The organism is Paraburkholderia dipogonis (genome assembly GCF_042680985.1).
Classification (GTDB): domain Bacteria; phylum Pseudomonadota; class Gammaproteobacteria; order Burkholderiales; family Burkholderiaceae; genus Paraburkholderia; species Paraburkholderia phytofirmans.
The window spans coordinates 144,628-164,443 of record NZ_JBHUFR010000022.1; the positions used below are offsets into that span (position 1 = coordinate 144,628).

Annotated in this window: 19 protein-coding genes; 13 read left to right on the forward strand and 6 right to left on the reverse strand. The window is 62.5% G+C overall.

The annotated features are described in order from the left end of the window. Nucleotides 1-25: 25 nt before the first annotated feature. From ACFSNN_RS27820 to ACFSNN_RS27830, 3 genes are all read right to left on the reverse strand, one after another. The gene (locus tag ACFSNN_RS27820) at nt 26-880 is read right to left on the reverse strand and encodes a helix-turn-helix domain-containing protein (RefSeq protein ID WP_012426776.1); all 855 of its coding nucleotides are present in this window, start codon (nt 878-880) and stop codon (nt 26-28) included. 296 nt (nt 881-1,176) lie between these two features. Next, nucleotides 1,177-2,517 carry a type II toxin-antitoxin system HipA family toxin gene (locus ACFSNN_RS27825; protein ID WP_134465079.1) on the reverse strand — a complete coding sequence of 447 codons (1,341 nt, stop codon included), beginning with the start codon at nt 2,515-2,517 and terminating at the stop codon, nt 1,177-1,179. A 2-nt stretch (nt 2,518-2,519) separates the two neighbouring features. Further along, entirely contained in the window at nt 2,520-2,774 is a 255-nt protein-coding gene (locus tag ACFSNN_RS27830; RefSeq protein ID WP_012426778.1) for a helix-turn-helix domain-containing protein, read from the reverse strand. A 284-nt stretch (nt 2,775-3,058) separates the two neighbouring features. Between ACFSNN_RS27830 and ACFSNN_RS27835 the strand changes: the two genes are divergently transcribed. From ACFSNN_RS27835 to zwf, 6 genes are all read left to right on the forward strand, one after another. Continuing rightward, nucleotides 3,059-4,399 carry an NAD(P)/FAD-dependent oxidoreductase gene (locus ACFSNN_RS27835; RefSeq protein ID WP_134465078.1) on the forward strand — a complete coding sequence of 447 codons (1,341 nt, stop codon included), beginning with the start codon at nt 3,059-3,061 and terminating at the stop codon, nt 4,397-4,399. Nucleotides 4,400-4,443: 44 nt separating this feature from the next. After that, nucleotides 4,444-5,076: a C39 family peptidase gene (locus tag ACFSNN_RS27840; RefSeq protein ID WP_134465077.1), complete on the forward strand. Its 633-nt coding sequence runs from the start codon at nt 4,444-4,446 to the stop codon at nt 5,074-5,076. Between the two features lie 99 nt (nt 5,077-5,175). Next, on the forward strand, nt 5,176-5,427 hold the full coding sequence (locus ACFSNN_RS27845; protein ID WP_134465076.1) for a hypothetical protein: 252 nt from the start codon (nt 5,176-5,178) through the stop codon (nt 5,425-5,427). A gap of 267 nt (nt 5,428-5,694) precedes the next feature. After that, the gene (locus tag ACFSNN_RS27850; RefSeq protein WP_166799379.1) at nt 5,695-6,801 is read left to right on the forward strand and encodes a potassium channel family protein; all 1,107 of its coding nucleotides are present in this window, start codon (nt 5,695-5,697) and stop codon (nt 6,799-6,801) included. 45 nt (nt 6,802-6,846) lie between these two features. After that, nucleotides 6,847-7,782, forward strand: coding sequence for a bifunctional Delta(1)-pyrroline-2-carboxylate/Delta(1)-piperideine-2-carboxylate reductase (lhpI, locus tag ACFSNN_RS27855; protein ID WP_134465075.1), 936 nt, complete (start codon nt 6,847-6,849; stop codon nt 7,780-7,782). 305 nt (nt 7,783-8,087) lie between these two features. After that, on the forward strand, nt 8,088-9,569 hold the full coding sequence (zwf, locus tag ACFSNN_RS27860) for a glucose-6-phosphate dehydrogenase (protein WP_134465074.1): 1,482 nt from the start codon (nt 8,088-8,090) through the stop codon (nt 9,567-9,569). Between the two features lie 73 nt (nt 9,570-9,642). Here zwf and icmH read toward each other — a convergent pair whose 3' ends face one another. The 3 genes from icmH to tssJ form a co-directional block, all read right to left on the reverse strand. Beyond that, complete coding sequence (gene icmH, locus ACFSNN_RS27865) at nt 9,643-10,425, reverse strand: type IVB secretion system protein IcmH/DotU (RefSeq protein ID WP_012426785.1); 783 nt, start codon at nt 10,423-10,425, stop codon at nt 9,643-9,645. After that, a complete protein-coding gene (gene tssK, locus ACFSNN_RS27870; protein WP_377690400.1) occupies nt 10,422-11,768 on the reverse strand; it encodes a type VI secretion system baseplate subunit TssK in 1,347 nt (448 codons plus the stop codon). Before tssK ends, icmH begins: the two co-directional genes overlap by 4 nt. A 108-nt stretch (nt 11,769-11,876) precedes the next feature. Beyond that, nucleotides 11,877-12,503 (reverse strand): type VI secretion system lipoprotein TssJ, encoded by a 627-nt coding sequence (tssJ, locus tag ACFSNN_RS27875; RefSeq protein WP_134465073.1) that lies wholly within the window; start codon nt 12,501-12,503, stop codon nt 11,877-11,879. A gap of 362 nt (nt 12,504-12,865) precedes the next feature. Between tssJ and ACFSNN_RS27880 the strand changes: the two genes are divergently transcribed. The 7 genes from ACFSNN_RS27880 (at nt 12,866) to tssG (ending at nt 19,801) form a co-directional block, all read left to right on the forward strand. Next, nucleotides 12,866-13,549 carry a tetratricopeptide repeat protein gene (locus tag ACFSNN_RS27880; RefSeq protein ID WP_134465072.1) on the forward strand — a complete coding sequence of 228 codons (684 nt, stop codon included), beginning with the start codon at nt 12,866-12,868 and terminating at the stop codon, nt 13,547-13,549. 36 nt (nt 13,550-13,585) lie between these two features. Further along, the gene (gene tssB, locus ACFSNN_RS27885) at nt 13,586-14,134 is read left to right on the forward strand and encodes a type VI secretion system contractile sheath small subunit (RefSeq protein WP_012426789.1); all 549 of its coding nucleotides are present in this window, start codon (nt 13,586-13,588) and stop codon (nt 14,132-14,134) included. A gap of 14 nt (nt 14,135-14,148) precedes the next feature. Further along, nucleotides 14,149-15,639, forward strand: coding sequence for a type VI secretion system contractile sheath large subunit (gene tssC, locus ACFSNN_RS27890; RefSeq protein WP_134465071.1), 1,491 nt, complete (start codon nt 14,149-14,151; stop codon nt 15,637-15,639). 77 nt (nt 15,640-15,716) lie between these two features. Beyond that, complete coding sequence (locus ACFSNN_RS27895; protein ID WP_073430926.1) at nt 15,717-16,220, forward strand: Hcp family type VI secretion system effector; 504 nt, start codon at nt 15,717-15,719, stop codon at nt 16,218-16,220. Nucleotides 16,221-16,305: 85 nt separating this feature from the next. Then, entirely contained in the window at nt 16,306-16,785 is a 480-nt protein-coding gene (tssE, locus tag ACFSNN_RS27900; RefSeq protein WP_007176945.1) for a type VI secretion system baseplate subunit TssE, read from the forward strand. Nucleotides 16,786-16,904: 119 nt separating this feature from the next. Next, nucleotides 16,905-18,743: a type VI secretion system baseplate subunit TssF gene (tssF, locus tag ACFSNN_RS27905; protein ID WP_134465070.1), complete on the forward strand. Its 1,839-nt coding sequence runs from the start codon at nt 16,905-16,907 to the stop codon at nt 18,741-18,743. Further along, on the forward strand, nt 18,707-19,801 hold the full coding sequence (tssG, locus tag ACFSNN_RS27910; protein ID WP_012426793.1) for a type VI secretion system baseplate subunit TssG: 1,095 nt from the start codon (nt 18,707-18,709) through the stop codon (nt 19,799-19,801). The genes tssF and tssG overlap by 37 nt, the downstream gene beginning before the upstream one ends. Nucleotides 19,802-19,816 lie beyond the last annotated feature (15 nt).

Below are 19,816 nucleotides of genomic sequence, written 5' to 3' on the forward strand. Positions count from 1 at the left end.
CGTTTGCCGGCGCGGGTGGATCCGCTTAAGGCCGGTTCAGCCGCTTCGACAGATCGGCGACCAGGATCGCCATGCGCGCGGGCTTTTCATAGCACGCGACGTCGTAATTGCGGATCACCTGGCTGATCTCCGATTCGCTGGCCTTGCCGGTCAGCAATTCACCGGTCAGCACGAAGATCGGCGCGTCCGGATTTTCCGAGGCGCGCACCGCGCGAATCGCAGCCGCCGAGGTCTGCGCGCCGAACAGCCAGTCGATCACGACGCCGTCGAACACCTGGGTTTGCAGTTGGTCGGCAAAGGCCGCGAGTCCGTAGATCGCGACCGCCGCGAAGCCGCTGCGCTCCAGATAGTCGCGCAGGTTGTCGGCGCTCGCCTGATCGTCGTCGACGACCGCAATGGTCGGCTTGTCGGTTTCGGCGCGGCGCGGATAGATCTCGATCTTGTGGACCTCGTACGCGCTTTGATACAGCGTGCCGTCGTGGCGCGCCACGCGCCATTGACCGAGCCTGGAATACGCGACGAATTCCGGGCGGCTGCCCGCTTCGAGCGCGGCGCCGACCCAGGCCGTGCAAGCCAGTTCGATCGCGCCGATGCTGAACACGGCTTCCTGGGCGATCGCGCCGACCATGCCCGGATCGAGCGATTGCGCGCCGAATAGCTGCGCGGCCGGTTCGCCGAACACCTCGGCGACCTTCTTGATTTGCGAGAGCGTCCACGGGCTGTTGCCGCGCAATTTGCGGTGTCCCTGTGAAAAACTCAGATCGAGGATGCGGCACAGTTCCGTGGTCTGCTGGCGTTTGCCGATTCCGTGCCGGCTCATCAACTCGCGCACGCGCTCGGCGACTGCGATGGAGTCGGGTGAGTGTGTTTCGTTGGCCATACTGCGTGAGAATCCGCCGTCTTAAAGGGTACTGGGGAGTGCGATACGGACAGGCGCGGCGCGGCCATGCACATGCAATGCGCAGCGGACGCGGCGTCGCAGGGGACAGCAAATGTACCGTAAAAAGTATCGCAGTCTGTCGTTTTGTACGACCGCCGTCGGGCCCGTCAATGCAAGAGTCGAAACGGACCGGTTTGGCGATCTTTTTATGCATTAAGCATCAATGTATTTTACCGATGAAACCTCGCCGTATCTGAAGAGAAATATGTCACGCGATGCCACTCGCCCTAAACAGTCTAGCCAGCAGACATCGTGCCGAGCTTCGCCGCCGAGTTTTTCAGGCCTTTGAAAATCCGTTCGGCGACCTTGGCCGGAAAACGTTCGGGCAATTCCGCGGAGACCCGCTCGATCACGCCGGGCGTCTGTTCGATCAACCGCTGGATCAGCGGTTCCGCGTTAGCGCCATACGAGCACTTCAGCGCCATGGTGTTGAAGTGGCGCCGCTGCACGTCGCGAAACGCGTCGTGCTTGCTGCGCGACCACATACCCATGGCGAGCCGCGCCTTGAACCATGACCACTGGTTCGGGCCGCTGCCTTCCACCGGCCAGATCGACATCACGTCGTAAAGCGGCGTGAGCCGGTAGTGGCCACCCGCGAGCAGGCGGATGCTGAAGTTCTTGGCGTGGCCGTCCGGCGCCGCCAGCATCCAGAACAGAATCTGGCTCGCCAGAAGCGTCTCGATGTCCTGCCGCGCCTCGACCGATTGCTGCAGAATCCGCGCGAGGTCGAGCACGCCAGGGCCGCCTTCGTTTTCGTATTTGCGATGCGACGGCACGCCGTACACCTGGCAGAAATCTTCCTGCGGCAGACGCAGCAGCCATTGCCCGCTCGAATGCATTTGCCGGTCGAAGCGCTCGACGCTCAATACGCGCTGTTTGCCGAACGTCATGATCTCCGTGTTGGCGACCGGCAGGCCGTAGGCGCGCAGAATCCGCAAACAGAGCCACTCGTTTTCGACCGAGGTGCTGAGGTCGGCGAGCTTGTTGCCCACAAGGCCGAGCGGCAGCTTGAAAATGTGCGTGGTGGGCGTGGCGCCATGCGGCCGCTGCCACTTGCCGTCGTGCCACAGGAGCGCGGTTTTTTCCTGCGCGCCGGCGAGCGAGATGCGGAAATCGTCCGTCTGGTCTGGTGCGCCGAGCGCGGGGTTGCCGACCGTGCGCGCCAGCATGATCTCGATTTCGCTGTCAGTGAGCGGCGTGCCGTCGATTTGCTCGACGCCTTGCGGCACGTCGTCTTCGGCGAGCAGCTGGACGGCGCCCACGCAGTCGCGGCCGATGGCTTGCAGCAGATCGAACGCATCGAGCGTCTCGGTCTGGTAGCGTTGGGCGATGCGCTTTCGGATCGCCTCGCTGTCGGGCAGCAGGTTGTCGAAATAGTTGAGAACGCGCGGGCCTTTTTGTGCCAGATTGCCCGGCGTGAACGGCAACGACAGCGACAGCGGCCGTCCCGCCGGCGAGGCGACCCACGCAGGATCGTAGGCGAACTCCGTGGGCCCGCGAGCGGGCAGGCGCCAGACGCCGACCCTCTCGCCATTGGCCCATACCGATAACGCGCGTGAGTGAGTTTGGCGACCCATGCTCACCACTCGATCAACGGTGTGGGGCCGGGCAACGTCTGGCTCTTGTCGAGCAGTTGCAATTGCAGACCGTAGACGCCGCACAAGGCCAGCAATTGTGCGAGGGTGAGGGCGGCGGCGTCGGTTTCGAATGCCGAAATACGGCTCTGGCTGACGCCGATGCGCGCGGCCGCCTCGGCCTGGGTGAGGCCGGCTTGCCGCCGGCTGGCGGCAAGCACCTGGGCTATCTGGTCCGGCGTGGCGATGAGGTGAAGCATGGCAGATTATCCGCGACACGAATAAACGCATTTTATGCGTCACACGAATATTTGTCAAATATTCGTGTGACGCATATTTTGCGACTATCTGTTTGGCGAATAAAATGCAGATATCTGTGTGGCGAATAAACGGTGCAAACGGGCGCGAACGGGCATGAAAGGGCGTGAGCACCGCTGCGCAAGCGCTTACCCGCGCCTCTATCGCCGGCCGTCGGCCACACGGGCATTGCGGACAATCGGGCCGCCTGCGAAGATTACGCCCACACTTAAAACCCGCCTGTTCGATGACCACGACTTACCCGCTGCACGCGAACCTCACTTCCGCCGACCAGGCTTTCCCGAAACATGCCGATGTCGTGATTGCCGGCGCCGGCATCATGGGCTGCGCGGCCGCCTACTATCTGGCGCGCCGCGGCCTCTCAGTGGTCGTGCTCGACAAATCGCGGATCGCCGGGCAGCAGTCGTCGCGGGCATGGGGATTCGTGCGCCAGCAGGGCCGTGAGTCCGCCGAGGTGCCGCTGATGATGGCCGGCATCCCGCTGTGGAAAAAACTCGAGAGCGAGTTGAATTTCGATCTCGAATGGCGTCAGGGCGGCTGTCTCTACGTCGCGGCCGGCGAGGAGGACTGGGCCTCCTTCCAGCAATGGATGGACGTCGCGCGTCAACACGGCCTCGACACGCGCACGCTCGATCGCAAGCAGATCGACACGGTCGTGACCGGCATGCACGCGCCCGCGCTCGGCGGCCTCTACACGCCGAGCGACGGCCAGGCGGAGCCGCGCCGCGCCGCGGCCGCCTTCGCGGCGCGGGCGAGGGAAGCCGGCGCACTGTTCTTCGAAGGCTGCGGCGTGACCGGCGTCGAACGCGCGGGCGGCGCGATTGCCGGCGTGGTCACCGAGCGCGGCACGCTGCGCACCTCGCGCTTCATCTGCGCGGCCGGCGCGAGCAGCTGGCGTCTGCTCAAAACGCTCGGGCTCGAACTGCCGCAGCAGGCGGTGCGCGGCACCTGCATGCGCACCAATCCGCTGCCGCGCATCACCGCATCGACGTTCTGGGGCCACGGCCTCGGCGTGCGGCAGCGCGCGAACGGCGCGATCAATCTCGCCGACGACATGCAGGTCGACGTCGACATGACGCTCGGCCATTTCCGCGCGCTCAAGTGGTTCTTGCCGGAGTTGTGGGCGCAGCGCGAGAAGTTCAGCTTCCATCTGAACGGCGCGAGCCTGCGTGATCTGCGCGAGCGTTTGCCGGGCGGCGTGCCGAAACACGAGCGCGTGCTGCATCCGCGTGACCCGCATCCGCAGCCGAACGTGGGCCACGCGCCGCGTGCGTTGAAAAAACTGCGCGCCTTGTTCCCGGCGTTGAAAGATGCGCAGGTGGTCGAATCGTGGGCCGGCCTGATCGACGTGCTGCCCGACGGCATTCCGGTGATCGACGCGCCGCCGCAGGTCAGCGGCTTGACCATCGCCACCGGTTTTTGCGGCCACGGTTTCGCGATGGGGCCGATCGTCGGCAAACTGCTCGCGGAATTGAACGACGGCGGCGAGGCGTCGCTCGATCTGTCGGCGTTCCGTTTGCAGCGTTTCTTCGACGGCACGATGCAGCGGCCTCGCAGCATGCTGTAAAACCGCGCCGTTCGACCAACCCCAACCAACCCCAAACACCGCCAATGAACGAACCGTTTCTGCGCCACGCCGGCGTGCCGTACTACACGCAATGGGGCAGTCCCGAGTGGGTCGGCCGGATTGTCGAGCAGCATGGCGACCCGTGCGACGATCCCGGCTGGCAGCGCAGCGGCTTCTCCGACCCCGAGCGTTACCGCTTCTGGGCCAAGCGCCTGTGCGGCCTGACATGCCTCGAGTCGGCGCTCGACTATTGGCGCATCGACCACGCGCCGCGCGCCGCGCTGCTCGACCAGGCGTTGCGGCAAGGCGTGTACCGCGTGCGCGAGGATGGCGGCGTCGACGGCTTGATCTACCGGCCGTTTGGCGATTGGGTGGCCGGCGCGTTCGGCGTTCGGGTCGACGTGCTGCCGCGGGCGCCGCTCGAGGACATCGCCGCGCGCCTGAACGCCGAGACGCTGGCAATCGTGTCCGTGAGCCCCGAGATCCGTTATCCCGACCGGCCCAATCAGCGCCAGGGCGGTCATCTGATCCTGCTGCACGGACGCGGCCGCGATGGCGTGTGGTTTCACAATCCCTCGGGCATCGCGCCGCATCAGGCGGACGTGTATCTGCCGTTCGACACCATGACGCGTTTCTATGCGGGACGCGGCATGACGCTCAGCCGGATCGCGCGTTAACCGACGTATGGCGTTTTTGAAGTTCGGCCGGTGAGCGCATTGATCGGGCCCGGTTTCTGCTGTATGGCCAGTACCGACTTTTGCGATCCCGGAACCGCCATGAAACGAACCTATGCCCTGTTTGCCGCCAGCCTGATTGCACTGGGCTCCGCTGCCACCGCGAACGCTGCCAGCCGAGACGAGCAGACCAAGGCCTGCCGCGGCGACGCCATGCATTTTTGCGCCGCCGACATTCCCAACGAAGACAAGATCACCGCCTGCATGAAGCAGCACGTTGATGAACTGAGCCCGGCGTGCCGCGCGATGTTCAAGGGCGGGAAGAAGGGCGGCGAGAAAAATACGTCGCAGTGACAGTGACGGCGGCGCGGCTGATTTTGGCTTTGGCGAGGCGCCAAGTAAGGCTAAGGCTTTGCGCGTCACCGGCTTTGCGATTATCCCGGCTTCAGTGTGCGAGCTTGCACGCGGCTGATAAGACTGTGCCGCCGCGAACCTCGACCGAGCGCTGAGCCGCCCCTGAACCGCCAATTACTCGCGGCTTATCGTCACGCGTTCCCGATCCGGCCCCGCGGCGCGCCCGGCGTCGTAGAATCGCTTGTCATCGACTGCCGGAGCCGCCGCGTGCCTGATTCACCCAAGCCGGAGCCACGTCTGCCGCGCTTCCGTTTGCCGCGCCGCGCCCGCACGCCCTGGCAGGCGCCGCGCGCCCGCACGCTGTTCACGCGGCCGGCGGCGTCGCCGCAGCGCATGCTGCTGCATCGCGTCTATCTGGTGCTCGGCCTGTGCGTGCTCGCCTTCGCCGTGCTCTATCTCGATCGGGACGGGCTGCGCGATGCCAACCGCAAAGTCCTCGGCATCGTCGATCTGATGTACTTCACCATGGTGACGGTAGCCACCGTCGGTTACGGCGACATCGTGCCGGTGACCGCCCGCGCGCGCCTCATCGACGCCTTCTTCATCGTGCCGATCCGCATCGTCATCTGGTTCGTGTTTCTCGGCACCGCGTATCAGTTCGTCATTCAACGCGTCATCGAGGAATTCCGCATGAAACGCCTGCAAAAGCAGTTGCGCGATCACGTCGTGATTTGTGGCTATGGATTGAGCGGTTCGGTCGCGGTGCGCGAGTTGCTGGAAAGCGGTTTCGCCGCGGAATCGATTGTCGTGATCGATCCGCAGCAGGCGGCGCTCGAAGCGGCCACGGCGCTGGGCGTCGCAGGCCTGCTCGGCGATCCGTCGCGCGAGGATCTGCTGCAGCAGGCGCAGGTGCAGATCGCCCGCGCGGTCATCATCGCCGTCAGCGACGACGCCACCGCCATCCTGCTCACGCTGACCGTGCGCAGCGTCGCGCCGCAGACCAAGATCGTCGTGCGGATCCAGGAGCAGACCTATCAACGCCAGTTGCGCCAGGCCGGGGCGAACGTGATCGTCTCGTCGACCAAGATCGGCGGCTTGCTGCTTGCCGACGCGGTCGACAGCGAATACATCGTGCCCTTCGTGAACGATCTGCTGTCGGCTCGCGGCCGCGTCAACCTGGTCGAACGCCGGGCGAGCGCGCAGGAAGTCGGCCGCTGGAGCAATGCGCTGCCGGGCGCGGTGGTGGTGGGTCTCGTGCGCGCGGGGCGCGTGCTGTCGTTTTACGAAGACGAGCCGTGTCCGATCGAGGCGGGCGATCTGCTGATGCTGATCCAGTCGTCGCGCCAGCCGAATGAAACGCCTGCTGTCTGCTAGCCCATTCGAACTCAAACTTCTGCCAAAGACTGGAACGACCTGCCCATGACCTATCCGACCACGCAGACTTTCGACGCCGCCGCGACCACGCGGCTGATTCCCTACGCCGCGCTCGTCGATGCGCTCAAGCGCGCGACGATCGACTACGCGCAGCGGCGTATCGCGAGTCCCGAGCGGCTCGTCGTGCCGCTCAACGAAGACGGCATCATGCTGTCGATGCCGGCCACCGCGCCCGATCTCGCGATCCACAAGCTGGTCAATGTATGCCCGGCCAATCGTGCACGCGGCCTGCCGACCATCCACGGCAAAGTGATGGCGTTCGACGCCGACACCGGCGAGACGCTCTTCATCCTCGACGGCCCGACCGTGACGGGACGCCGCACGGCGGCGATCTCGATGCTGGGCGTCGACACCTTCGCCGCCGCAACGCCGCGCGAATTCCTGCTGATCGGCACCGGCATGCAGGCGCTCAACCATCTGGAGGCGATCGCCGAGCTGTTTCCCGGCGCGCGCGTATGGGTGAAGGGCAGCGCGCCCGCGCGCGCCGAAGCGTTTTGCGCCGCGCATCAGGGCAAGGCGCATGATCTGCGGCCGCTGACGCAGGCCGGCGCCACGATCCCCGATTCGGTCGATGTCGTGATCGCGCTGACCACGAGCAGACAGCCCGTCTACGACGAAGCGGCGCGCGCGGAGCGCCTCGTGATCGGCGTCGGCGCATTCACGCCCGCCATGGTCGAGATAGGCGCGCGCACCCTCGGCGAAAGTGCGCTTTTCGTCGACGACGAAGCCGGCGCGCGCCATGAAGCGGGCGACTTCATTCAGGCTGGCGTCGACTGGGCTCAGGTCGGCGGCATCGCTTCTGTACTGGACAATGCAGCGCTATTGCCGCAAAAAAAACCGATCGTATTTAAAACCGTCGGCTGCGCGGCATGGGATCTGGCGGCGTGCCGCGTGGCGCGCGAGTCGTTGTCAGGAGGTTGAAGGCTTGGCGGAAAAGCGCATGTGAAAGGGCCGGTTGCGCGACCTGCGGAGCCTGCTTTACAACAGCATAGGCCGTTGCCCGCCAACGCCGAAAAAGGTCCTGAAAACAGGCCTCTAGCACCTCAGGTTGGCATATTGCGCGAACCTGCGGCGCATGTTGCCGTGCAAACAATCTCAAAACGTTGCACCATAGGCGTTTGCCAGAAAAAGTGCCGGTCCGCCGGCACCGCGCTGCTGCTTTTTTTCTGCCCGCTTTTTTCTGCCCCTCACCGACGCCTTATCCCTCACGACGCTGCGACCGCGCTATGACGACCCCACACGCTTCTGCCACTCCCGACCTGCCGCTCGACATGATCATCTTCGGCGGTACCGGCGACCTGTCGTTTCGCAAGCTGCTGCCCGCGCTCTATATGGCGCATCTGCACTGCAATCTGCCGCCGAACACCCGCATTCTCACGATTGGCCGCAAGCCCTGGTCGCGTGAGGAGTACATCAACGAATTCATGGAGCTGAAGGCAAAGCCCTTCATTGAAAAGAAGGCGTTCGATGCCGGCGCCTGGGACAAATTTCTCGCGCTGTTCGAGTACGTGCGCATGGACGTCGACTCGGTCGAAGATTATCAGCGCCTGAAAGAAGTGTCGCGCGAGGGCGTGCGCCGCGTGTTCTATCTCGCGACGTCGCCGGATCTGTTCACGAACATCTGCGACAACCTCTCCGCCGCGGGTTTGATCGACGCCAACTCGCGCGTCGTGCTCGAAAAGCCGCTGGGTCACGATCTGGCCTCCGCGCAGGAAATCAACACGGCGGTCGGCAAGCATTTCAGCGAAGCGCAGATCTACCGCATCGACCACTACCTCGGCAAGGAAACCGTGCAGAACCTGATGGTGCTGCGCTTCGGCAATCCGATTTTCGGCCCGCTGTGGCAGGCGCCGTATATCAAGAGCGTGCAGATCACGGTGGCGGAAACGGTCGGCGTGGGCACCCGCGCGGGCTTCTACGATAAGACCGGCGCGCTGCGCGACATGGTGCAGAACCACTTGCTGCAGCTGCTGTGTATCGTCGCAATGGAGCCGCCGGTATCGCTCGACCCGGATGCGGTCCGCGACGAAAAGCTCAAGGTGCTGCGTTCGCTGCGGCCCATGACGCCCGAAGACATCGCGCGCGACACCGTGCGCGGCCAGTACACCGCGGGCGCCGTGGATGGCGAGGCGGTGAAGGGTTATCAGGAAGAAGACAATGTGCCGGCTGGCAGCCGCGCCGAAACCTTCGTCGCATTGCGCGCGCATATCAACAACTGGCGCTGGGCGCACGTGCCGTTTTTCCTGCGCACCGGCAAGCGGATGCAGAAGAAGGTGTCGGAGATCGTGATCGAATTCGCCGAATTGCCGTTCTCGATCTTTCCGAAGGGCGGGCGCAATTACGGCAATCGGCTGGTGATCCAGCTGCAGCCGGAAGAATCGATCCAGTTGCAGGTGCTCGCGAAAGAGCCGGGCAGCGGCATGCATATGCTGCCGGTGAATCTGAATCTGGATTTGCAGCAGGCCTTCACCGAGCGTCGCGCGGAAGCGTATGAGCGCTTGCTGATCGACGTGATTCGCGGACGCCTCACGCACTTCATGCGGCGCGACGAACTCGAAGCGGCATGGGCGTGGGCTGAACCGATTCTGGAAGGATGGGCCAAATCGGGCGAAAAGCCGCGCGGTTATACGGCGGGCACGTTTGGACCGGCTGCGTCCACGGCGCTCATGGCGCGCGAAAATGCGGTGTGGGCGGAAGAGTCGCAATAAGCGTTGCTTCACCAGTGCCAAACGGAAATGGCCCGCACGTGCGGGCCATTTCCACTTATCGGTTCGCGCAGGCTCAGGGCAACGAAATCGTCAACGTAGCCGATTGCGGCCCGAGCTTGACCACCTGCGAGTACGGCGCGAGCGAGCGCAAAGTCTGATCGCGCAGATAAGTATTCAGGCCGAGATAAGCCAGCAATCCCACTAGCGCGAACACCGCGCCGATCGACCATAACGGCACCTCGCGTTTCAGACGGTGCGCGACCTGATCGGGCAACGGCCAATGCGGCGCGAACGGCGCGCGCTTGCCTTTCATATGCGCGATTTCATCGCCGATGCGCGCGGTCAGATACGCGAGCTTCTCCGGTCCTTCGAGCAGATACTTGCCCTGGAAGCCGAGCAGCAGGCACATGTGAAACACCTCGAGCGATTGCAAACGCGCTGCGCCTTGTGCGCGGCATTCCTCGAGATACTGAAAAAACTTCTCGCCAGCCAGTTGCTCGCCGAACAGCACCAGTTGCAGCGGCCGGCGCTCCCATTCCGTGCGGATCCTGAAGGTGGACGACAGCACGGATTCGTCGATGGCCGCGCAGAACGCAAACTTCGACGCATAGACATCGTCCGCCGACGCATTGAGCTTCTTCGCGCCGCGTTCGAAGTCGCCGAGGAACTGCTGGATGCGCTGGCTGAACTCCTGCGCGTCGCCGGGTTCGCGGCCGTTCTTCAACAGGAACAGCATGAAGAAACCGTCGTACAGCAAATCGAGCAGCGAACGAACCTGATAGGTCGGCTCGGTGATCGGTGCGGGCGTGGCGGTGGGCGTGCTGCTGCCGCCAAAGAGGGATGGCGCGTAGCTCATGATGTGACGGCGATCAGTTCGAGTTGAAGATCGTTGATGCCCGACGGCGCATAGATCATTGCCGATTGGGCCTGCAACATACGGTCATACAGCGCGCCGCGCGATTCGAACGAGAAGTAGCACGCGCCCGGACGGACCGGAATGGCGGGCGGCACCTGCGGCGTGTAGACGAGCCGCACGCCCGGCATGGCCGAGAGCACCAGCTTGTCGACGTCGTCCGGCGCGCCGACCTTGAAGCGCGCGGGCACGGCTTCCACGAGCTCGGCGGTCGGCATATCCGCCGACACCGCGATGTAGAACATGGTTTTGTCGTCGATCTTTCCGGAGTCGAGGCGGCCCGCATGGAACGACGGCCGCACTTCCTCGAGCGCGATCGCGAAGTAGCGCGTGGAGATCACGGTTTCGAGCAGATCGCGCAGGATCGTGTCGAGACGCGCGAAGCCGGGGCCCGGATCGTCGTGCCGGTAAGCCGGCAAGTCGGACAGCGCGTAGCCCTTCGAAAACGTCATCAACTGGCCGGCGAGGCGCAGCAGTTCCTGAAACAGGCGTTCGGGATGCAGCGCCGAATGCTGGTACAGATGCGCGAGCGAAGCGAATGCCGCACTCGCGGTATGCAGCAGCCAGAACGACGCGATGTCGCCGGAACGGAACTCGATGATGTTCTTGGTCGGCTCGCGGTGAAAACCGTATAACGCGTTGACCTTGGCCTGCAATGCGTCGATCAGCTGACGCAGGCGCTGATGCAGGATCGGCGAGGCGTCGATAGCGAGGCAGGGCGGCACGAAGGTATCGTCGATTTCGAAACCGCTCGTGGCGGTGCGGCGGACACGCACGAGCGGCACCGAGAGCAGTTGATCGCGCGGCTCGCTATGCGCGATCAGCTTGACGCTGGTCTTCAGAAAGGTGATGTCGGCTTCGGCGGCGTCGGTGAAATGATCGGCCACCGGCGTCTGCTCGCTCACGTAACGCGACACGAAGCCGGCGTTGCTGTCCTGCGCGTAGTTCGCACCGGTTTCGCGCAGCGGATGCAGCGCGAGATAAAACGTGAATTCGTTGATGCCGTCGGGCAGCGTATCCAGCGCGATGGGCGGCGGCAGATCGTCGGCCTGGGGCGCTGAGTAGAGCGCGCCGTCGGGAAACACCAGTGAGAGTTCGCTCACGCGCAGCACATTGCTGCCGAGCGCGTCGCGGTCGAAGCGCGCCGCGCGCACGCCCCAGTTATACGGCTGGATCGCCTGGATCGATTCGAACAGGCGCGCCTCATGATAAGCGTCCTGACGCTGAAAATGCTGCGGCCTCAAAAACAGGCCTTCCCCCCAGAGCACTTTTGCGGAATAACTCATCTCAAACCTGTTATATGCGTTCAGCGTGTGGCGCACCCGGAGATAACCGATTCGAGCGCCGCATTGTTAATTGTTTAGAAAATGTTAAATCGCATTTGCCCGGCATCTTTATCCGCAACTTACCGAAGAAAGCATATTCAGCGCTTGCGCGGGCAGTCCCTGGTCTGGCGGGATCACTGTGCCATTGGTCACCGTCATTGCACAGTTATGCAGGCCGATCATTATGCCGGATTTCTCCGACTTCGCCGGGTCGAAGGCAAATTTCCAGCGCTGCATTGCCGGATCACGAAATAGCGCGACGATACCGAATGCCTGCGCTTCACGCGAGACTTTTTCGGTAACAACGTAGCGCTGGCCCGGGATCAGCGTTACTTCGCGCACGCCCAGCAAATCGCCGCCCAGTGTGGTTTTTTCCTTTGCCGGATCGGTAAATGCGTCGAATGGCGCCTGCTGGAATGAAGTCGGGTCTTTCAGCACGTAAAGCCGTACTACCAGCGCCAATGGCCGTTTGTCATTCGCGGCATTCAGATTCGACGCGGCATATAAGGTGAGGCCGACATTGCGCGGCGGTTTCTGGGCATCCGGCAGGTCTGGTTTGCCGAGGCCGCTTGCCTGCAAAGCCGCGTTGGCAGCGGCTCCGAGCACCGTCACGCCCGCCGCGCAACCGCCCAGCAGCAGGCAGGCGGTCGCATTGGCAATCAATAGCGATGCATAGCGAATAACATGCGAATTCATATACATCGACCGGCTCGGCGCCGTCCCCCGTCAAAACACCAATAACGAAATCAATCCGGTAAATTTTCAGCCAAGCAATGCCGCGTAATGCCGCTTTATGCAAAGCGCATGTAACTGCCGATGTTGCAGGGTCGCGGCCGGCGAGTGGCAATTTTTTCCGGCGCCCCCATTACTGCTATTGCAGCAGGAAACAATTTCTGCATGTTTCGTTTAAATGATCCACATGCATTTTTTTTGTGCAATCCTTCTTCACACGAAAGTTGAATTATCGAAAATTGGCCTGTACTATACCCGCGCACTTGAAGCAAAGCAAAACTCCGGTTTCTCCTTGAATTAAAAAATTCGCACGTCGGTGAAAAACGATGAATGAGCGTCTGTTAGTAAAACTATCTGGGGTTGTGTTGGCATGCGGCGTGATGGCCGGTTGCGCAACACAGGGCAACAACGTGGCGACCACACCGGAGGCTTTTAATAAGCAACTCGCGGATGCCGATACCGTCGCAAAGGGCGGTGATCAGGATCGCGCTATCGCGCTTTATCAGCAGCTTTCCAAATCCGATCCGACGCGTGAAGAACCGTGGTCGCGTATTGCGCAGATCCAGTTCACACAAGGTCACTACGGTCAGGCAATCGTTGCCGCGCAAGAAGCGCTGCAACGCGACCAGACCGATCGTCAGGCCAAGAGCGTGCTGGCTGTGGCCGGCTTGCGCGTCGCCACGCAATCGCTTGGCGAATTGCGCCAGGACGCCTCACTCGCGGGCGATGCGAAGTCGGACGCGCAAGCGCTCGCCAAGCAACTGCGCGACACGCTCGGCGAAGCCACGCTGTTTCCGCCCGACCCGAGCGACAAGCCGGCGGTCAAGAAAAAGCGCGTGGTTCGTCACGTCGCCAAGGGCAAGCCCGCAGCGGAGACGCCGGACGCCACGACCAGCGCCGCGGCGCCCGCCGCCACGCCGGCAGCTCCTGCTGCGCCGGCAGCGCCTGCCGCACCCGCCAAAGCCGCGCAAAGCGGTGGCGCGTCCGATCCGTTCAGTGCGCTGCGCTGATCCACACGCCTGATCCATCAGCACCGGGAGCCGACGATGGCGAAAAAAGAAAGCATTCAGAAACGCTTGCAAAAAGTGCGGCCGCCCCGCGTTCAATTGACCTATGAGGTCGAGCGCGGCGATGCGATCGAGGTGAAGGAACTGCCGTTCGTCGTCGGCGTGGTGGCCGATCTGGCGGGGCAGTCCGAAGTCGAGCAGCCGAAGCTGCGCGATCGCAAGTTCGTCAATATCGACCGCGATAACTTCGACGACGTGATGAAGGCGATCGAGCCGCGCGCCGCGTTTCAGGTGGAAAACCGCCTGAGCGAAGCCGGCGGCAAATTCGCGGTCGACCTGCGTTTCAAGTCCATGGCCGATTTCAATCCGGACGAAGTGGTCGCGCAAATCGAACCGCTGCGGCGCCTGCTCGAAGCCCGTTCGAAGCTTGCCGATCTGCGCAACAAGCTGGCCGGCAACGACAAACTCGAAGACCTGCTGAGCGAAGTGCTCAACAACACGCAGCAGCTGCAAACCCTGGCGAAAGACCAGAGCAACGCGGCGGACCAGCACGGCGGCGCGCCGGACCACGACAAGCACGGCGAATAAGCACGGGGTGTGAGATGAATCAGCAAACGGCAGCAGCTCAACTCGCGACCGCGCAAAGCGGTACGGAATCCACGCTGCTCGACGAAATCGTCGAGAAAAGCCGCGTGGCGAAGTCCGATTCCGAGCACGCGCGCGCGAAAGACCTGATCGGCGAACTCGTGCATCAGGTGCTCGACGGCGCGGTGGTGGTGTCGGACAACCTGTCGGCCACCATCGACGCACGCGTTGCGGAACTCGACCGCCTGATCTCCGCGCAGTTGAGCGCGGTGATGCACGCGCCCGAATTCCAGCGCATGGAAAGCACGTGGCGCGGACTGGACTATCTGTGCAAGGAAAGCAATACCGGCGCAACTGTCAAGATCAAGGCGCTGCATGCGCCCAAGCGCGACCTGGTGCGCGACTTCAAGACCGCGATCGAATTCGATCAGAGCGCATTGTTCAAGAAGATCTACGAAGAAGAATTCGGCACCTTCGGCGGGTCGCCGTTCGGCACGATCGTCGGCGACTTCGAAGTGACGCGCCAGCCGGAAGACATGTACTTCATCGAACAGATGTCGCACGTTGCCGCAGCCGCGCATGCGCCGTTCATCGCGTCGGCGTCGCCCGAATTGATGGGCCTCGATACCTTTGCCGACCTCGGCAAGCCGCGTGATCTCGGCAAGGTGTTCGACACGGTCGAATACGCCAAGTGGAAGTCGTTTCGCGACGCCGAAGATTCGCGCTACGTCGGTCTCACGCTGCCGCGTTTTCTCGGCCGCCTGCCGTTCAACCCGAAAGACGGCGCCACGGCGGAGGGTTTCAACTTCGTCGAAGACGTGGACGGCACGGATCACAGCAAATACCTGTGGTGTAACGCGGCGTGGGCGTTTGCCGCACGCCTGACCGCCGCATTCGACGACTTCGGCTGGTGCGCGGCGATTCGCGGCGTGGAAGGCGGCGGGCTGGTGGAAGATCTGCCCACCCACACGTTCAAGACCGACGACGGCGAAGTGGCGCTGAAATGCCCGACCGAAATCGCGATTACCGACCGCCGCGAAAAGGAACTGAGCGACCTCGGTTTCATTCCGCTCGTGCATTGCAAGAACTCGGACTACGCCGCGTTCTTTGCCGCGCAATCGGTGCAGAAACCCAAGAAATACAGCACCGACAGCGCGAATGCCAACGCGGTTCTGTCCGCGCAGTTGCAGTACATCTTCTCGGTATCGCGCGTCGCGCATTACCTGAAGGCGATGATGCGCGACAAGATCGGCAGCTTTGCATCGGCACAGAACGTCGAAGTATTCCTGAACCGTTGGATCTCGCAGTACGTGCTGCTGGACGACAACGCGACTCAGGAGCAGAAGGCACAGTTCCCGCTGCGCGAGGCATCGATTCAGGTCTCGGAGATTCCGGGCAAGCCTGGTGCGTATCGTTCGGTCGCATTCCTGCGTCCGCACTTTCAACTGGACGAGCTGTCGATCTCTTTGCGGCTTGTCGCTGACCTGCCGAAACCGGCTAATTCATAAAGCAAAGCAAGTCAGCTAACCCGGGCTGGCCGCCCGGGTTAGCTGTTGAAACCACCTCTTTGGGGAGTCGATGAGTTATGAAGGATATCTATTTAAAATTCGGCAATCCGGCGATCAAAGGCGAGTCTGCCGATAAGGATCACGCTGGTTGGATCGAAATCGATTCGTGGAGTCACGCGATCACGCAACCGCGTTCCGCAACCGCTTCCACGGCAGGTGGTCACACCTCCGAGCGGTGCGAGCATGCCGACATGCAGTTCACGAAAGACATCGACGTGGTCAGCCCGCTGATCTATCAACACGCGTCGGGCGGCACGACGTTCGACGAAGTCACGATCGACTTCATGCGTTCGGACGGCGAAGGCAATCGCATCAAGTACCTGGAAGTGAAGCTCAAGTATGTGATCATTTCGAGTGTGACGCCGAGCGTGGTGGGCGAAGGCCTGCCGAGCGAACAGTTCTCGCTGAAGTACGCTGCCGTGCAATGGAAGTACACGCAGCAGAAGATCGGCGGCAACCAGGGCGGCAACGCGCAAGGCGCGTGGAGCCTGACGAAGAACGACAAGACGTACGCGGTCTGATGCACGGGCGCACGCGGCGCGCGCGGCTCGAAAGAGTTGCCGCGCGCCAGGTGCGCCTCGCATCGATCCGCTTCTTCGGACGCTGATGAAACGCTTCGAACCCAGCTTTCTCGACAAGCTGTTCGACGACGAACCGCATCTGCCGGCATCTCCGGCGATGCGGCAATTGTCGTTGGATGAATTGAAGAGCACGGTCGCGCGCGACGTGGAGGCGATCCTGAACACGCGCATTGCGCTGACCGAGCACGAGCTGGCGGCGCTGCCGGAATGTCAGCGCTCGGTGCTCACGTACGGCCTGAACGATTTCGCGGGTTTGAGCCTTGCGAGCCATTACGACCGCACGTTCATCTGCAAATCGATTCAACAGGCCATTGCACGGCACGAGCCGCGTTTGCAGCAGGTAGCGGTCACGCTCGAATTGAACGAACAATCCACCAATGCGCTGAACTTCGCGATTCAGGCGCTGCTGGTGGTGCATCCGGCGGAAGAACCGGTGAGTTTCGATGCGATGTTACAGCCGTCCACGTTGCAGTATTCAGTGACGCGCGCACGCGCGAAGTTGTAGTTTGCTTTTTTTAGTCGGTGTTGTTTGAGTAGTGGTGTCGAGTACCGCTTTACCGCAGCCGTTACGCGCAACGGTGGCGATGAACCAGGCGGAGAAGTTTCAGGTCCGGGGATAGATCGATGGAAGAATTGCTGCCGTACTACGAGCGCGAGTTGTCATTTCTGCGGCGCTATTCGCGCGACTTCGCCGAGCGCTATCCGAAGATCGCGGCGCGTCTGGCCATGTCCGGCGAGCATTGCGAAGACCCGCACGTCGAGCGGATGATCGAGTCGTTCGCGCTGCTCGGCGCGCGCATCAACAAGAAACTCGACGACGATTACCCCGAATTCACCGAAGCGCTGCTGGAAGTGCTCTACCCGCACTACCTGCGGCCGTTCCCGTCGTGCTCGATCGCGCAGTTGGGCACGTCCGCCGCGCTGAGTCATCTGACCGAACCGGTTCTTGTCGAGCGCGGCACCGAACTCAAATCGCGGCCCATCCGCGGCGTGCAATGCCGTTTTCGTACCGCATACGATGTGACGCTGGCGCCGATCCGCATTTCCGAGGCGAAGTACACATCCGTGGCGATGGCGCCGAGTGCGACCGTGCTGCCCGGCAATGCCACGGCGATCATATCGATCACCTTCGAATCGACGGCGGCGCAACTCGATCTCTCAGCGCTGAAAGTCGGCAAGCTGCGCACGCACTTGCACGGCGAACAATCGTTTATCGCGGCGCTGGCGGACTGTCTGTTCGTCAATGGCATGGCCACGTACGTGGAAGCCGACCGTCGCGGCGTGTGGAAACAGCTGCGCGAATCTCCGCTCATGCAAGCCGGTTTCGACGAAGACGACGCGCTGATCGACTATCCGGCCAAATCGCATCCGGCCTACCGGTTGCTGACCGAATACTTCGCGTTCCCCGAAAAATTCAATTTTGCAGACTTCGATCTGGCGGCGATGACGCGCGCGAGCGGCCGCTGCCAGCGTTTGACGCTGCATGTCGTGCTCAAGGAAGTGCGCAGCGATTCGCACATGGCGCGTCTGCTGGATTCATTGGCCGCGCATCATTTCCGCCTGTTCTGCACGCCAGTGGTGAATCTGTTCGAACAGCACGGCGAGCCGATCCGTATCAGCCATCAGGCGATTTCGTATCCGGTGATCGCCGAAGCGCGCCGCGCGTTTGCCTACGAGGTCTATTCGATCGATTCGGTGAAGCTCGTCAGGCAGCAGGCGCACGAAGAATCGGTGATCGAGTTCCGGCCGTTCTATTCATTGCATCACGGCGAAGCGGCGCGCGCGGGACATTACTGGTTCGCACGTCGCAACGACTGGGTCGCGCAGAAAAGCCCCGGCTACGAGACCGAAATTTCGATCGTCGATATCGACTTCGAACCGGCCGCGCCGCAAACGGATACCTTGAGTCTCGACCTCACCTGCACCAATCGCGATTTGCCCGCCGGTCTCGCTGTAGGACTCGAAGGGGGCGATCTGTTTCTCGAAGGCGGCTCGCTGACCGGCAGCATCTCGATGCTGCGCCGGCCTACGCCAAGCGTGCGTTTCGAACGCGGTCGCGCCTCGCATTGGCGATTGATTTCCCATCTGGCGTTGAATCATGTGTCGCTTGCCAATAGCGGCCTGTCGGCGCTCAAGGAAATGCTCGTGCTCTACGACTTGCGGCGCACGGCGGTGTCCGCGCGGCATATCGACGGACTGGTCGGCATCGAACAGCACGCCGCCGTGCAGTGGCTGCCGGGCAAACCGTTCGCCACTTTCGTACGCGGTATCGAGATTCGCTTGACGATCGACGAAGAACATTTCGTCGGCACGAGTCTCGCGTCGTTCGTGCGCGTGATCGATACGTTTTTTGGGCTGTACGTGCATCTGAACAGCTTTGTGCAACTGGTCGTCGTGTCGAAGCGCACTGGCGAGGAGATCCTGCGATGCAAACCGCGCAGCGGCGAATCGATCCTGGCGTAGTCGAGCAGCTTCTCGACGAGCCGCATCGCTTCGAATTTTTTCAGGCGGTGCGGATTCTCGAGAAGTGGTTCGCGCAGCAATCGCCATCTCAACCCGGACGTCCCGGCGAAATCGTCGCACAGCGGATTGCTTTTCGCAATTCGCTGTCGATGTCGTTCCCGCCGAGCGAGATTCACGGCGCGCAGTCTTATGACGACGCAGGCGCAGCGCTGAAGGAAAAGTCGCAACGCACGGCAGCGCTCGAAGACGGTTCGCTCGATAAGGTGGATATCACGCCGGCCTTTTTCGGTTTGCTCGGTGGGCAGGGCGCATTGCCGCTGCACTACACCGAGCAGATCATCGCGCGTGAACAGATCAAGCGCGATCGCGCCGCACGCGAGTTCTTCGATGTGTTTTCGAATCGCGCGACGGCGCTGTTCTACGCGGCGTGGAAGAAGTACCGTCTGCCGTTTCACTACGAACTGGATCGCGACGAGCGTTACCTGCCGCTTTTGCTCGCGCTCGCCGGCGTCGCCGACGACGACACGCGCAACAGCCTGCAAAGCGGCGAGGGCGCGCTATTCGATGAAGCGATTGCCGGCTACGCATTGGCCGCGCGGCATCGGCCGGTATCGGCGGCGTATTTGCAACGCACGCTCTCGGAGTACTTCAAGGTGCGGGTGCGCGTCGAGCAATTCGTCGGCAAATGGTACGACGTGCCACGCGATCAATTGACCTTGCTCGGCAGCGTCAACGCGACGCTCGGCGCGACCGCGCTGGCTGGCGAGCGCGTCTGGCAGCGCGACATGCGCGCGCGCCTCGTGATCGGACCGCTCGACAAGGCCGATTACGAAGCATTTTTACCCGGCGCCGATCGTGCGGTGGCGCTCGAACGCATGCTCACGCTGCTGGCCGGCGTCACGCTCGAATACGAAGTGTCGCTGGTGCTGCGCCGCGAAGCCGTCGGGCCGAGCTTATTGAGCAAGGGCGCGCGCCTTGGTTGGGACGCGTTCCTGTGCACGAAAGATGCCGACCGTGACCGCGCGGATGCCCGCTACGAATTGCACGTGATTCACTGACCATAACGACAGAAC